The sequence below is a fragment of the Chryseobacterium sp. PCH239 genome, from assembly GCF_018924625.1.
GTDB classification, from domain to species: domain Bacteria; phylum Bacteroidota; class Bacteroidia; order Flavobacteriales; family Weeksellaceae; genus Chryseobacterium; species Chryseobacterium cucumeris.
The window spans coordinates 2,113,141-2,125,787 of record NZ_CP073027.1 but is presented as its reverse complement, the minus strand read 5'-3'; the positions used below and the strand labels follow the sequence as shown (position 1 = coordinate 2,125,787).

The window sequence follows — 12,647 nt, the reverse complement described above, 5'->3', positions numbered from 1 at the left end:
ATTTTACCCCTTACTTTGTGGCTCGAAATAATTTTTTTCATCATTTGTGTTTTTACCTTCTTGCAATTCTCATGCAAGAAGGTTTTGTTTTTATTGTACGCCCAGTAAAGTTCCTGAAACATTCCAAGAACTGAAACTTGTTCCTTCTGTAGGTCCTTGAGGAATTTTTATCTGTATGGTATGTTTTCCTGCTTTCAAATCTCCCAGAGGAATGAAATTAGGATTGGTAACGGTTCCCGGGCACCAGTTTGATCGGCTGAGGTCAGAGGATGAAAGTCCGTCCTGAAAATTTCCAGAGGCTGGATTGTATAAACGATAAGAGCCACAATCTGTTCTCCATGGGATAAATGAAAATACAGGATTTCCATCCATCAATATAGAATTGGCTTTAGGAACGAATTCATCACCATTTTCCCAACCGCCGTGTCCTGTTGTGATATACCTAAGTTGGGCATTTTTCAGGTCTTTATCTAAAGTGAAGTCAACAAGAAGACCTTTGTCCTGATTAAACATGGTAGAGTAGTCCTGTCCTGCCATTTCCATAATATTTAAAGTATTAAACAAAGGAATAGCCGTATTGTTCTTATTTACGGTCTGGTCACTTTTATGAATCGTAATATCAAGGCTTACTTTATGTCCTCCTTTATCATAATTGCCAATAAATGTACCTATCCAAAGTTCTTTTCCTGATAAAGCAGGTTTCAATTCTGTGATATCCTGTCGGTACGGGCTGATAGTCTGCCAGTCTTTTCCTTTAAGCTGAATATGATTGAATTTCTGGATACCAAAAGCGGTAAAGAATCTCATCATTTCAATGGCAGGGCTATAATTGTCGGCAGCAGTTACTCCGTAATATTGTTTTCCATTTCCGTTTTCGTAAAGAGGAAGTGTTTTTACTCCCTTTTCCAGACCGTCAAAAAAAGACTTTTCTTTATCCTGTGGAATGAAAAATACAGTTCCGGTTCTGTCATAGGCATCCCCATTGGATTGCTGCTTCAGTTCAACAAAAATATTTTCTCCTTCTGTAATAGTGGGGAATTTTATTTTTTTCAGAATGATGGTTCCGTTAGCGTATCTCTTGATCTGGTCATCAGATTTTGAGGCATCAGAGAAATTGATGGTTTCATTTTCAAAAACATTCAGTGTGGTAAATCTGCTTTTCCAAAGGAGATCTTTATATCCCAGCTGATCGGTTGTCTGTATGTTTCCTTTCAATATGTTTTCAATCCTTGTGTTCTTTATTTTTTTGATTGAGCTGGCTGTTGTTAAAGAATTTTTATTTCTCTCTATTTCCAGAACTAATCCTAAATTCTGTCCTAAAACAGAAGGACCACCTTTCAGTTTTAAGTCATTGGTATACCAGATTTCAATGGTATTTGAATTGATTTTTGTAACCGCTTTTTTACAGTTGTATCCTAAGATCTTTTTGTTTCATTGGTGAGTTCAAAATTCTGTTTTCCAACAGACTCTGTATCTGATGCTGAAATAATGGATCCTGGTTTTAAAAATGCATAAGAAACAATAGAGTTAGATGGCTTTTCTACCTTAGTGATCTCATAAGGATAGCTGCTTTTTTGTTCTTTGATCGTACTATTGAGAATAAAATTTTCTTTCTCATTGACCCAAATGATGGTAGAGGGCTGATCCGTTGATACCTTTCCGTTATAAGAACCAGTGTACTGAATTTCATAGGTCTGTGCAGAAAACAGACAGTACGCGAAAACAGCCAGAAAATTGAAAACAATTCTTGTATGCATAAATAAATGAGTTTGCTGCAAAGGTATTCTAAACTTTCTACAGCATCAAACCGGTTTTGATCTATACAGTTAGTAGGCAATGGGGTTGAAATGTTACAAAAATTGTTACATTTTTTCAGAAAGGTTTTAAAACAAAAAAACTACTCCGGAAAATAGAGTAGTTTAGTGTATTGTTGTTGGATTTAAATTAAGAAATTCTCTCAATTAAAGCCATATAGAATCCGTCATACCCTTCGCTAGGCATTACTTTTTCATCTTTAATCATCTTGAATCCAGGATTGTTTTTGATGAACTCATCTACCTGAAGATTGTTTTCAGATGGAAGAATAGAACAGGTAGCGTATACCATTTTTCCTCCTTTTTTAAGCATTTTAGAATAGTCCTGAAGAATTTGTTGTTGTTCCTTTTTAATTCTGTCAATAAAGTCCTGATCAATTTTCCACTTGCTGTCCGGGTTTCTTTTCAAAACACCAAGACCTGAACATGGTGCATCAATCAGAAGTCTATCAGCTTTTTCATGAAGACGTTTGATTACTTTATTGTCAGAGATCATACGGGTTTCAATATTGTGGGCTCCGGCTCTCTTGGCACGACGCTTCAGCTCGGCAAGCTTCCATTCGAAGATATCTAATGCTACAATCTGACCTTTATTTTTCATTAATGCTGCCAGGTGAAGTGTTTTTCCACCAGCACCAGCACATGCATCTACTACCCTTTGTCCTTCTTTTACATCAAGAAAATACCCGATTTTCTGAGAAGAAGCATCCTGAACTTCAAATAATCCTTCTTTGAAAGCGGTAGTAAGGAAAACATTTTTCTTTTCTTCCAGCTGAACAGCGTCAGGATAACCTTTAACAGGATAAGAAACAACACCCTCATCTGAAAGATCAGAGATAAGTTCTTTAGTGGTTGTTCTTAAAGAATTGGCTCTTAAAACCGTAGGAGCCTGTTCGTTTAAAGCAATCATTTCTCTTTCCCAGCTGGCACCCAGTTCTTTTTCAAGAGTTTCAGCAAGCCATTCAGGAATAGAGTGTTCTATTGCTTTTGTAGGAACAGTGTTCTTTTTAAGTTTGGTAAGAATATCGGCGATTTTGATTCCGTCAAATTCTTCGAATTTTTTATAATTGGTTTTACTCCAGAGTAGATACGCAATGATCAGTTTGTAGATATTGTTGGGTTTCACGCCTTCACCCATGTAGTATTCAAGGCGTTTTTTCCAACGGATAATATTGTAAAAAATTTCAGAAACAACGGCTCTGTCCTGGCTTCCCCATTTTCTGTTTGCTTTCAAAAGTCTTTCAATAACTTTATCGGCATATTTGTTTTTTTCAAAAAATGTCTCCTGTAAGGCATCGTGAATTCCGATTGCCAAGTTTCTGTGAATAAGTTCCATAAATTTGCTTCGCTGTTTGAATCTGCAAAAATACGACTTTTAATTGAGAGTTGAAGATTTGGGTGAGAGATTGAGGATAGGAGAGATGAAGGGGGATTGTGAATGGTGAATGGTGAATGGTGAATGGTGAATGGTGAATCCGCTTCGCTTGTGAATTTTGGGTTTCCGGTTGAGAAGTTATGAGTAATTATATATTGTACAGATATGTTTTCTAATGGAAAGGTGTGCATTCCCGATTCATTTTGCAAAGCAAAAATTGACTATTGACAATCTGAGATTCAGTAGTGAATGGTCTGTGTGTTTATTAATTTTTACAGGGTAGAAATAAATTTTAATGCTCAATTTGTAAAGGTTTTCCGATTATTTATATTTTTTATTTGTTGACGATAGCCTTTTACTATAAGACGTATAAGCCAGTGTTTTTTGCTTAATGAAAAATATTTGCTGATAAAATATACACTGTTCATTACTATACTTTATTTTCTTTGCAGCAAGTTTATTTAATTTGTATTAATTCACTTGTCTGTGTAAAATTAATAAGCGCTTATGATCTACTATACTGAGCTTTATCTATTGACTTCAACCTTTAAAAAGTTCTACCTTTGCAAAAAATAAAAATATGAGTGACACAGTAATTTGTCCAAAATGCAGCTCTGAGTTTACATACCCGAGCGATAATATGATGGTATGTTCCCAGTGTTTCTACGAATGGGATCCGGCTGAAGCCGCTGCTGAAGCCGCAAATGAAGGAAAAATCCTGGATTCCAACGGAAATGAACTTCAGGATGGTGATTCTGTAGTGGTAATAAAAGATTTACCTGTAAAGGGAGCACCAAAACCGGTAAAAGCCGGAACTAAAGTGAAAAATATCCGTCTGAGACCGGGAAGTGATCACAATATTGACTGTAAAATTGATGGTTTCGGAGCAATGGCTCTTAAGTCAGAATTTGTAAAGAAAGCATAAGAACTTTTTTTTTCTATGCCCTGAAAATAAAGAAAAGGAAAAAATTGGACAGTGTAATCTTTCAACAGACTTAATTGCAATATTGCTAATGTCCGTCTGGAAGGCAGAAAGAGAATTAACCAAAAATTTCCTTATACTTTAGAAGTACAAATGTAAGAAAAAGTTTTAAACAGCTTCTTACGTTTGTGCTTTTTTTTATTGATAAGTATAAGTGAATGTATAAGTTATGTGTAATTCGGTTTTTCGCCTACATAAACGAAATACAGATCGTTTCTGATATTTTCTCATCTGTATACACAACAAGCTCCTTTCCTTTTGCCTTTAATTTATTCCAATAATAATTTCCTGCAAATCTGCTTTCAAGAACTTCGGCTTCGAGACCGGTTTCTGTGATTTTGATTTCTTTGGGATAATAAGAGAATTTGGTAAGCTGGAAATCTTCAGCTTCTGCTTCACTAAAAATATTCACTTCCCCAAATAGCTTAGCAACATAAGAGTTGTAAGGATTTCTGTAGGTTTCTTCCGGGCTGTCATTCTGAATCAGTCTTCCATCCTGCAGAATAACAATCTGGTCCAGCCATGGCATGATATCCTGAAGTTCATGAGTGGAAATAATCAGAGAAACGCCATGCTGTTTTACATATCTGAAAAGTCTTTCTCTCAGTTCAATTTTTCTCGGAAAATCAAGATTACTGAAGGGTTCATCTAAAATAAGAAGCTTGGGAAGTACAGACAATGCTCTGGCAATAGCCACTCTTTGCTGTTGTCCGCCGCTTAGGTATTTTGGAAGTACGTTCGCAAATTCTTGAAGCCCTACCACCTCAAGAAGCTCCGTTACAGTTTCTTTTTTTTGTTTTAAATTGATATTAGAAATAAATTTTCCTACGTTTTCAGCCACTGTAGCGTAGGGCATAAGATCAAAATTCTGCGCTACGAATTTCATTTCCGGTTCTCCCGGAACAAGATTTCCTTTCGGTCCCAAAAGCTTTGTTCCGTTAAAAATAATCTCGCCGCTTTCCCAATCCAAAAGACCATAAATCAGGTTGAGAAGAGTAGATTTTCCACATCCGCTTTCACCGGCCAGCGCTATAATTCTGTTTTCTTCAAACCTTAGGTTAAGGTTCTGAAACAGGGGATTTTCTTTGTTGTGAGAGAAAAATAAATTGTTTATTTCTAATAGCATATTACAAATGTAAGGTTTTTATGAAAACATAATTTTTTTATTATATTAGCGGAACTAATAAAAATAAATCAAAAATGAGAAAAAAACTGTTTTCGTTAGCTATTCCTGCATTATTTATTGCTGCTGTAATGGTTTCTTGTAAAAAAGACAAACCACTTACCAGTGAAAGTAATGAGGTGACGACTACTAAAGAAGGTAGCCAGTTCACTTTGGATACGCTAAACAGTAAGGTTGAATGGAAGGGATACAAAGTATTTAAATCTGAGAATACAAGCCATTTTGGAACAATCAGGTTTGAAAGTGGAGATGTGACGGTGAAAGACGGAAAACTGGAAAGCGGAAAATTCGTTGCTGATATGAACTCTTTAACTTCTGTGGATCTGAAAGACAACCCCGAAGATTTAGGAAAATTAAATGGCCACCTGAAAAGCGGAGATTTCTTTGAAGTTGAAAAATTCCCGACAGCTTCTTATGAAATTACAAAGGTAACTCCTGCTGCAGAAGGTGATTATAATACTCTTTTGGATGGTAATTTAACCATTAAAGGAATTACAAAACCTGTTCAGTTTAAAGCTAATGTTTCGGTGAAAGAAGGAGAGGTGAGTGTAGCTACTGAGCCAAAAGATATCAAGAGAGAAGAGTTTGGAGTGAAGTTCCAGGCTCCGGCTGAAAACGGTGTGATTAAAGACGAGGTAACTCTTCAGATCAGCGTTAAAGCTTTAGAAAAGAAATAATTTTTTTATTTAAGTGAAATAAGTGATTGAAGTCTGCCTCCCGAAAAAGAGGCAGATTTTTTTTTGACGGACTTATTATTCAACTTAAAATCGTATTTTTGCAAAACATTTTGAAAGGGTAAAATAATGATAGAAAAGATAGAAGAACTACTGGTCGAAGTAAACGGCTTCACTGCTACCTCTAAGGAAGAGATTGAAAACTTCCGAATCAAGTATAATGGTAAAAAAGGGGTTCTGAATGATTTTTTTGAAAAATTTAAAGAAGTTCCTAACGATCAAAAGAAAGAATTCGGACAGAAGATCAACACTTTGAAGCAGGCAGTTGCTGTAAAACTGGAGGATTTGAAAAATGCTTCCGCATCTTCTGTTGTGGTTGAAAAAGAAGATCTTACAAGACCTGCTTTTCCATTGGAATTGGGTTCAAGACATCCGATCAACCTGGTAAAAAACAGAATTATTGAAATCTTCAAATCTATCGGTTTTGCAGTGGCAGACGGACCAGAGATTGAAGATGACTGGCATAACTTTACCGCGCTTAACCTTCCGGAATATCACCCGGCAAGAGATATGCAGGATACATTCTTCATTGAGCAGAATCCTGATATTCTTTTAAGAACGCATACTTCTTCCGTACAAACACGTTATATGGAAGAAAACCAGCCGCCTATCAGAATTTTATCTCCGGGAAGAGTATTTAGAAATGAAGCAATTTCTTCACGTTCTCACTGTATTTTCCATCAGATTGAAGGACTATATATTGATGAGAATGTAAGCTTTGCAGACCTGAAGCAAACAATCCAGTTCTTTACGACTGAGCTTTTCGGAAAATCTAAAATCAGAATGAGACCTTCTTTCTTCCCTTTCACAGAGCCAAGTGCTGAAATTGATGTGTATTGGGGATTAAACTCTGAAACAGATTACAGGATCACAAAAGGTACAGGATGGCTGGAAATTATGGGATGCGGAATGGTAGACCCTGCCGTACTGAAAAATGTGAATATCGATGCTGAGAAATATTCAGGATATGCATTCGGAATGGGTATTGAAAGAATTACCATGCTTCTTTACCAGATGAGTGATATCAGAATGTTCTTCGAAAATGATATCAGAACACTTGAACAGTTCAAAACACTATAAAAAATCAAACCTCCGGAGCTCCGGAGGTTTTTTGTTTTTAATTACTGACCTAAGAAACAAAACGTAATTAAAAACTGATCTTATTGAAAAATTTACACGTGTCTGTTTCTTATGCCTATACTTCTGTTTGAATCCGCTAGGTACTTCAATGAAGTATTGACATGATGCAGTTCTTTGCCTGCCTCTATTATAAAGACAATCTGTATTAAGAATATATTACATAAGAAATTAAAAAAAGCCTGTAAAATTTACAGGCTGTATCTTTGAAACTGACAATTATTATTTGCTGAATTTTAAAGGATATTTTACATTCTTGTAATCATCAATACTTGCTTTCAGCGCTCCTACGGCAAGTTCTGCTTTCAATAGCATAGGAAGATGGTTGGCATCATTGCTAACCCACATGGTGACTCCTTCTTTGTCTTTAAATACTCTTCCGCTTTTTACGGATGGGATAATCTTCAAACAATTGATCGTACCAAATTTTGTCTTTAAATTTTCTGTTCCTGTTACTTTCAGCTGAAAAGGAAACATTTCATCATCAATCCATACATTCATATTAATAACAGTTCCCACTTTCAGTTCATCCGGGCTTTTACTTCTTAAATAATAAAAGCAGGAAAGCATATCCTGAACACCTTTCACTGATTTTAAAACCTTTGAACCGTTGGCCGGAGTTTTTTTATCCGTTAATATTAAAGTATTATTATCGTGATTAAAAACTGTTTCAAAATGCTGGCGGTAGCTTCCTTCACGTACATTTCTGACATAAAAGCTTGGTAATCCAGTCTGTGTATTGATGAAACTTTCATATAAATCTTCTACTTTGAAGAATGCTTTTACAGCACCTGTTGTCTGCCCGGTTCCTTTTACATAGAGATGAGGCATACCTTTGTAAGTGGTTTGTTTGGTAGTAAGATTGGCAGTTCCTGCATTAAGGAAACCATAGTGAATTCTAAGAGTAATGGATTCGCCATCCGCGATATTATCAATCTGGGCTGAGCCAAAAAAGAATATTAATAATGCAAAAAGGATTGAAATTTTCTTCATAACAAGACATTTACAAAAACATTGCCAAATTTAAAATCTTAAATGATAGATATTTGACAAATCTCAGGTTTTTATTTAGAATCAATTAAATATGCTTCGCATTAAAATTAGTAAATTTGCAGTTACATGTATAATTAAATTATCTTAAAGATTATGATAACCACTGATATATTGATCATAGGTGCGGGACCTACAGGACTTTTTGCAGTTTTTGAAGCTGGTTTATTAAAAATGAAGTGCCATATTATTGATGCACTTCCACAGCCGGGAGGGCAATTGGCTGAACTTTATCCTAAAAAACCTATTTTCGATATCCCTGGTTATCCTTCTGTGAATGCCGGAGAATTGGTAGATAATCTGATGGAGCAGATCAAGCAGTTCCAGCCTGGATTTACTTTAGGGGAGACAGCTGTTTCTTATACAAAAATAGACGATGAATGGTTTGAGGTGATTACCAACAAAGGAACCGTTCACAGATGTAAAGCGATTGCCATCGCAGGAGGTTTAGGAACTTTTGAACCAAGAAAACCTACGTTTGAAAATATCGCTGATTATGAAGAAAAAGGTCTTGAATATTTCGTTAAAGAACCTGAACACTTCAGAAATAAAAAAGTGGTGATTGCTGGTGGAGGAGACTCTGCATTAGACTGGAGTATTTTCCTTTCTAACGTTGCAAGTGAAGTAACTTTGATTCACAGAAGAAATGAATTCAGAGGAGCTTTGGATTCTGTAGAGAAAGTTCAGGATCTGAAAAATCAGGGGAAAATTAAATTAATTACACCTGCAGAAGTTACCGGCATTAAAGGTGACGGAAAAGTAGAAGCGATTACTGTAGAAGTAGAAGGACAGGAAGCTTACGATATTGAAACAGATTATTTCATTCCTTTATTCGGATTGACTCCAAAATTGGGTGAGATCGGAAACTGGGGACTGAATATCGAGAAAAATGCAATCGTTGTAAACAATGCTCTTGATTATCAAACTAATATTGATGGTATCTACGCTATCGGGGATATCAACACCTATCCAGGTAAACTAAAGTTGATCCTTTGTGGTTTCCACGAGGCTACTTTAATGTGTCAGAGTGTGTACAACAGGCTAAATCCTGGTAAAAAATTCGTTTTAAAATATACAACGGTAAGTGGTGTTGACGGATTTGACGGAAGCCGTAAAGAAGCAGAGAAGGCAGTTGTGAAAAAAATTGACTAATTTTGCAGAATTATGTCAGACATTAATATTAAAATCACCGACAGAGAAGGGGTAACCCACGATGTCGTAGCTCCTACGGATATGTCCATGAACTTAATGGAAATTATCCGTTCCTATGAATTGGCAGAAGAAGGTACTATTGGGGTATGCGGAGGAATGGCGATGTGCGCTTCATGCCAGGTATATGTAATCAATGATCCGGGTCTGGAACCGATGGGAGATGAAGAAGATGCCATGCTGGCTGAAGCTTTCCACGTGAAAGACAACAGTAGATTAGGATGTCAGTTACATATTGCCGATGCCATGGAAGGGCTCGAAGTGGAAATTGCTCCTTATCCTTAGAAAATATTTTTTAATCTTAATAAAAAACCCGTCCGGATTTTCCGGACGGGTTTTTTCTTTATACCTCATCTTTGCTGATCACTTTCCAGATTGTAGGAGCCTGATAATTTCTCATTTTTTCCAGCAGATCATCAATTGAATTACTGAGGAGTACCATATCACTGTTGATTTGTTTTAAAAATCCTTTGTCCACCATGGTCTGAATAAGTTGAATCAGGTCATCATAAAATCCGTCAATGTTCAGAATTCCGATAGGTTTTTGATGAAGTCCCAGCTGTGCCCATGTGATCATCTCGAAAAACTCTTCCAACGTACCATAGCCACCGGGAAGAACGATAACCCCGTCACAGAGTTCGTTCATTTTGGTTTTTCTTTCGTGCATGGTCTCCACTATAATAAGCTCTGTCAGGTTTTTATGGGCAATTTCTTTAGACTGTAAAAACCGGGGTAAGACTCCTGTTACTTTACCTTTTTCACTTAAAGCACCATTAGCAATTGTTCCCATTAAACCGGTTTCCGAACCACCATAAACCAGTTGTATATTTTCTTTTGCTAAAGTTTGTCCCAGCAGAAATGCCTGTTCTTCATAAATTTTATCTGTGCCGAAACTTGAGCCACAGAATACGGTTATACTTTTCATTGTATTAGATTTGTTTTTTATACTATTGTTGAGATGCTTCGACAAGCTCAGCATGACGCTGCTAAAAATTATCTCTAAAAAAGCAGTTAGTATTAGAGATACCATGCTGAGCCTGTCGAAGCACTTTTATAATTAAATAAATATATTCAGACTAAAACTAAAAATATCCAAAATCATAAGACTTTGGATATTAATATAATTATTTTAATGTTCTATTTCTGAGGGATATTGGCTAAAATATCTTTCAGGAAGCTCCAGAATTTCTGAGTTGAAGGAATATTCGCTCTTTCATCAGGAGAGTGTGCACCTCTGATAGTAGGTCCGAAGCTTACCATTTCCATTTCAGGATAGTTGGCACCGATGATACCACATTCAAGACCTGCGTGGCATGCTACTACATGAGGTTTTTCAGTGAACTTTTCAATATAAAGTTTCTCCATCAGCTGTACAATCTCTGAACCAGGTTTTGGCTTCCATCCCGGATATGAACCGCTGAATTCAACATTCATTCCAGCCAGCTCTGCTACCGATTTCAATTGTTCTGCCACTGAATATTTGGAAGAATCTACAGAAGATCTCGTAAGGTTTAAGATCTTAAGTTCTCCACCTTTCAGTTCTACTCTTGCTACGTTGTTGGACGCTTCTACAAGATCAGCCACATCAGGGCTCATCCTGTATACTCCGTTGTGAAGAGCCTTTAAAGTAAGGATCACTTTTTTTGAATCTGCTTCTGAAATAGCTTTGTCGGAAGACGTAGAGTTTTCAATATTGATCTGGATTCCCGGTTCTACAGCAGCAAATTCTTCTAAGATCTCTTTTTTAAGAACCGTTACATTTTCAATAAATTCCTGAGCATTTCTCACTGAAATTACAGCAACTCCTTCTCTTGGGATAGCATTTCTCAATCCTCCGCTGTCGATAGAGATCAATTCAATATTCTGGTTTTCCAGTCCGGTATAAAGAAGTCTTCCTAAAATAATATTGGCATTTCCAAACCCTTTATGGATATCCATTCCGGAGTGTCCACCCTGAAGACCTTTTACTTCAAGTCTTACAATTTGTCCTTTTGAAGTTTCTGCAGCATAGGTTTGAGTGATTGTCACGTCTACACCTCCTGCACAGCCGATATCAATTTCATCATCCTCTTCCGTATCAAGATTCAATAGAATTTGTCCTGTCAATTGCCCTGGTTTTAATCCTAAAGCACCTGTCATTCCAGTCTCTTCATCAATCGTGAAAAGAGCTTCCAATGCAGGGTGTGGAATATCTGAACTTTCAAGGATAGACATGATGGTAGCTACTCCTAAACCGTTATCAGCTCCCAAAGTAGTTCCTTTTGCCTTTACCCAGTTACCGTCAATTTCCATTTTGATCCCTTCTGTTTCAAAATCGAAATTAACATCATTGTTTTTCTGGCAAACCATATCAAGGTGGGATTGAAGCACAATAGATTTACGGTTTTCCATTCCTGCCGTGGCCGGTTTCTTAATAATAACGTTTCCTACTTCATCTACCGTAGTTTCCAGTCCTAAATTTTCACCAAATCCTTTGATAAAAGCTATTACTTTTTCCTCCTTTTTGAAGGTCTTGGAACAGCATTTAATCTGGAGAAATTTTTCCATATAATCTGCGGTTCTATATTAGATAATTCCATTGAAATTTATTTTTCTCAAATTTACGAAATAAAAAATGCTTCCGTGAGATACAGAAGCATTTTTGTAGGATTTAGCTTTATTAACATCCACACTCTCCATAGATCGGAGTGGTAAATGTAGTTCCGTCCGGTTTCTCTATAGTCAGAGTTCCTTCAAACAGTAAAGCTTCTTCGCCCTTTATTTTTTTACCTTTTACGGAAATTTTATAATCATCATTTTCTATTTCCTTGGTCAGCAATTCATCTACTTCCATGTCACTTGATGAAATGAGATTCATCGCCATTCTTTTACCGTCAAGCATCATGTATGCTGTTTTTCCGGCATCATCCGCGTAGATATATCTTTCATTTTCAAAATCAGATTTGCTGGCTGCAAAATAGCAGGAACATTCTTTGATTTCTTTTGGAAACGGAATGGTTCCCACCAGAATATTTCCTGAAGAAGGTCCGATAGACGCAGTATCTTTAGCGATATGTAAAGAATCGGCATGAACAGAACCTGAAACAGTTTCTTTTTCCTTTTTACAGGCTACCAATAGAAATGCGGAAAATACAATGATTACATATTTCATGTCTTTGTGGTT

The 12,647-nt window shown here is 36.5% G+C and carries 12 protein-coding genes and 2 pseudogenes; 5 read left to right on the top strand and 9 right to left on the bottom strand.

The annotated features are described in order from the left end of the window. Positions 1-90 precede the first annotated feature (90 nt). The 4 genes and pseudogenes from KBP46_RS09650 to KBP46_RS09645 all read right to left on the bottom strand — a co-directional run bounded on the left by KBP46_RS09650 (position 91) and on the right by KBP46_RS09645 (position 3,150). On the bottom strand, positions 91-1,215 hold the full coding sequence (locus KBP46_RS09650) for a PNGase F N-terminal domain-containing protein (RefSeq protein WP_253297252.1): 1,125 nt from the start codon (positions 1,213-1,215) through the stop codon (positions 91-93). 42 nt (positions 1,216-1,257) lie between these two features. After that, positions 1,258-1,371: pseudogene (locus KBP46_RS23650) on the bottom strand (hypothetical protein); the annotation flags it as partial. Between the two features lie 44 nt (positions 1,372-1,415). Continuing rightward, positions 1,416-1,757 carry a hypothetical protein gene (locus KBP46_RS23645; RefSeq protein ID WP_253297251.1) on the bottom strand — a complete coding sequence of 114 codons (342 nt, stop codon included), beginning with the start codon at positions 1,755-1,757 and terminating at the stop codon, positions 1,416-1,418. A 187-nt stretch (positions 1,758-1,944) separates the two neighbouring features. Then, entirely contained in the window at positions 1,945-3,150 is a 1,206-nt protein-coding gene (locus KBP46_RS09645; protein ID WP_062675404.1) for an RsmB/NOP family class I SAM-dependent RNA methyltransferase, read from the bottom strand. A 619-nt stretch (positions 3,151-3,769) separates the two neighbouring features. Between KBP46_RS09645 and KBP46_RS09640 the strand changes: the two genes are divergently transcribed. Next, on the top strand, positions 3,770-4,114 hold the full coding sequence (locus tag KBP46_RS09640; protein WP_062675403.1) for a zinc ribbon domain-containing protein YjdM: 345 nt from the start codon (positions 3,770-3,772) through the stop codon (positions 4,112-4,114). A 247-nt stretch (positions 4,115-4,361) separates the two neighbouring features. Here the strand turns inward: KBP46_RS09640 and KBP46_RS09635 are convergent, their stop codons facing one another. Further along, positions 4,362-5,297, bottom strand: a complete 936-nt coding sequence (locus KBP46_RS09635; RefSeq protein ID WP_062675402.1) for a sulfate/molybdate ABC transporter ATP-binding protein — start codon at positions 5,295-5,297, stop codon at positions 4,362-4,364. A 74-nt stretch (positions 5,298-5,371) separates the two neighbouring features. Between KBP46_RS09635 and KBP46_RS09630 the strand changes: the two genes are divergently transcribed. Next, positions 5,372-6,031, top strand: coding sequence for a YceI family protein (locus KBP46_RS09630; protein ID WP_062675401.1), 660 nt, complete (start codon positions 5,372-5,374; stop codon positions 6,029-6,031). Positions 6,032-6,157: 126 nt separating this feature from the next. Next, on the top strand, positions 6,158-7,168 hold the full coding sequence (gene pheS / locus KBP46_RS09625) for a phenylalanine--tRNA ligase subunit alpha (protein ID WP_062675400.1): 1,011 nt from the start codon (positions 6,158-6,160) through the stop codon (positions 7,166-7,168). Between the two features lie 279 nt (positions 7,169-7,447). On the opposite strand, the gene KBP46_RS09620 is transcribed toward pheS, so the two are convergent. Beyond that, positions 7,448-8,218: a DUF3108 domain-containing protein gene (locus KBP46_RS09620; protein WP_216445226.1), complete on the bottom strand. Its 771-nt coding sequence runs from the start codon at positions 8,216-8,218 to the stop codon at positions 7,448-7,450. Between the two features lie 153 nt (positions 8,219-8,371). On the opposite strand from KBP46_RS09620, the gene KBP46_RS09615 reads away from it, so the two are divergent. Beyond that, a complete protein-coding gene (locus tag KBP46_RS09615; protein WP_062675398.1) occupies positions 8,372-9,427 on the top strand; it encodes an NAD(P)/FAD-dependent oxidoreductase in 1,056 nt (351 codons plus the stop codon). 12 nt (positions 9,428-9,439) lie between these two features. Then, positions 9,440-9,769, top strand: a complete 330-nt coding sequence (locus KBP46_RS09610; protein WP_212650648.1) for a 2Fe-2S iron-sulfur cluster-binding protein — start codon at positions 9,440-9,442, stop codon at positions 9,767-9,769. 58 nt (positions 9,770-9,827) lie between these two features. Here KBP46_RS09610 and KBP46_RS09605 read toward each other — a convergent pair whose 3' ends face one another. The 3 genes and pseudogenes from KBP46_RS09605 to KBP46_RS09595 all read right to left on the bottom strand — a co-directional run bounded on the left by KBP46_RS09605 (position 9,828) and on the right by KBP46_RS09595 (position 12,635). Next, positions 9,828-10,409: a TIGR00730 family Rossman fold protein gene (locus KBP46_RS09605; RefSeq protein WP_062675656.1), complete on the bottom strand. Its 582-nt coding sequence runs from the start codon at positions 10,407-10,409 to the stop codon at positions 9,828-9,830. Positions 10,410-10,621: 212 nt separating this feature from the next. After that, positions 10,622-12,063, bottom strand: a pseudogene (locus KBP46_RS09600) (aminoacyl-histidine dipeptidase). Between the two features lie 80 nt (positions 12,064-12,143). After that, a complete protein-coding gene (locus KBP46_RS09595) occupies positions 12,144-12,635 on the bottom strand; it encodes a hypothetical protein (RefSeq protein ID WP_216445225.1) in 492 nt (163 codons plus the stop codon). Between the last annotated feature and the right edge of the window lie 12 nt (positions 12,636-12,647).

What these genes read in the sequence shown, in the direction of transcription:
- KBP46_RS23645 (WP_253297251.1), bottom strand. Translation starts at nt 1,757, where the DNA reads ATGCATACAAGAATTGTTTTCAATTTTCTGGCTGTTTTCGCGTACTGT.
- KBP46_RS09645 (WP_062675404.1), bottom strand. Translation starts at nt 3,150, where the DNA reads ATGGAACTTATTCACAGAAACTTGGCAATCGGAATTCACGATGCCTTA.
- KBP46_RS09640 (WP_062675403.1), top strand. Translation starts at nt 3,770, where the DNA reads ATGAGTGACACAGTAATTTGTCCAAAATGCAGCTCTGAGTTTACATAC.
- KBP46_RS09635 (WP_062675402.1), bottom strand. Translation starts at nt 5,297, where the DNA reads ATGCTATTAGAAATAAACAATTTATTTTTCTCTCACAACAAAGAAAAT.
- KBP46_RS09630 (WP_062675401.1), top strand. Translation starts at nt 5,372, where the DNA reads ATGAGAAAAAAACTGTTTTCGTTAGCTATTCCTGCATTATTTATTGCT.
- pheS (WP_062675400.1), top strand. Translation starts at nt 6,158, where the DNA reads ATGATAGAAAAGATAGAAGAACTACTGGTCGAAGTAAACGGCTTCACT.
- KBP46_RS09620 (WP_216445226.1), bottom strand. Translation starts at nt 8,218, where the DNA reads ATGAAGAAAATTTCAATCCTTTTTGCATTATTAATATTCTTTTTTGGC.
- KBP46_RS09615 (WP_062675398.1), top strand. Translation starts at nt 8,372, where the DNA reads ATGATAACCACTGATATATTGATCATAGGTGCGGGACCTACAGGACTT.
- KBP46_RS09610 (WP_212650648.1), top strand. Translation starts at nt 9,440, where the DNA reads ATGTCAGACATTAATATTAAAATCACCGACAGAGAAGGGGTAACCCAC.
- KBP46_RS09605 (WP_062675656.1), bottom strand. Translation starts at nt 10,409, where the DNA reads ATGAAAAGTATAACCGTATTCTGTGGCTCAAGTTTCGGCACAGATAAA.
- KBP46_RS09595 (WP_216445225.1), bottom strand. Translation starts at nt 12,635, where the DNA reads ATGAAATATGTAATCATTGTATTTTCCGCATTTCTATTGGTAGCCTGT.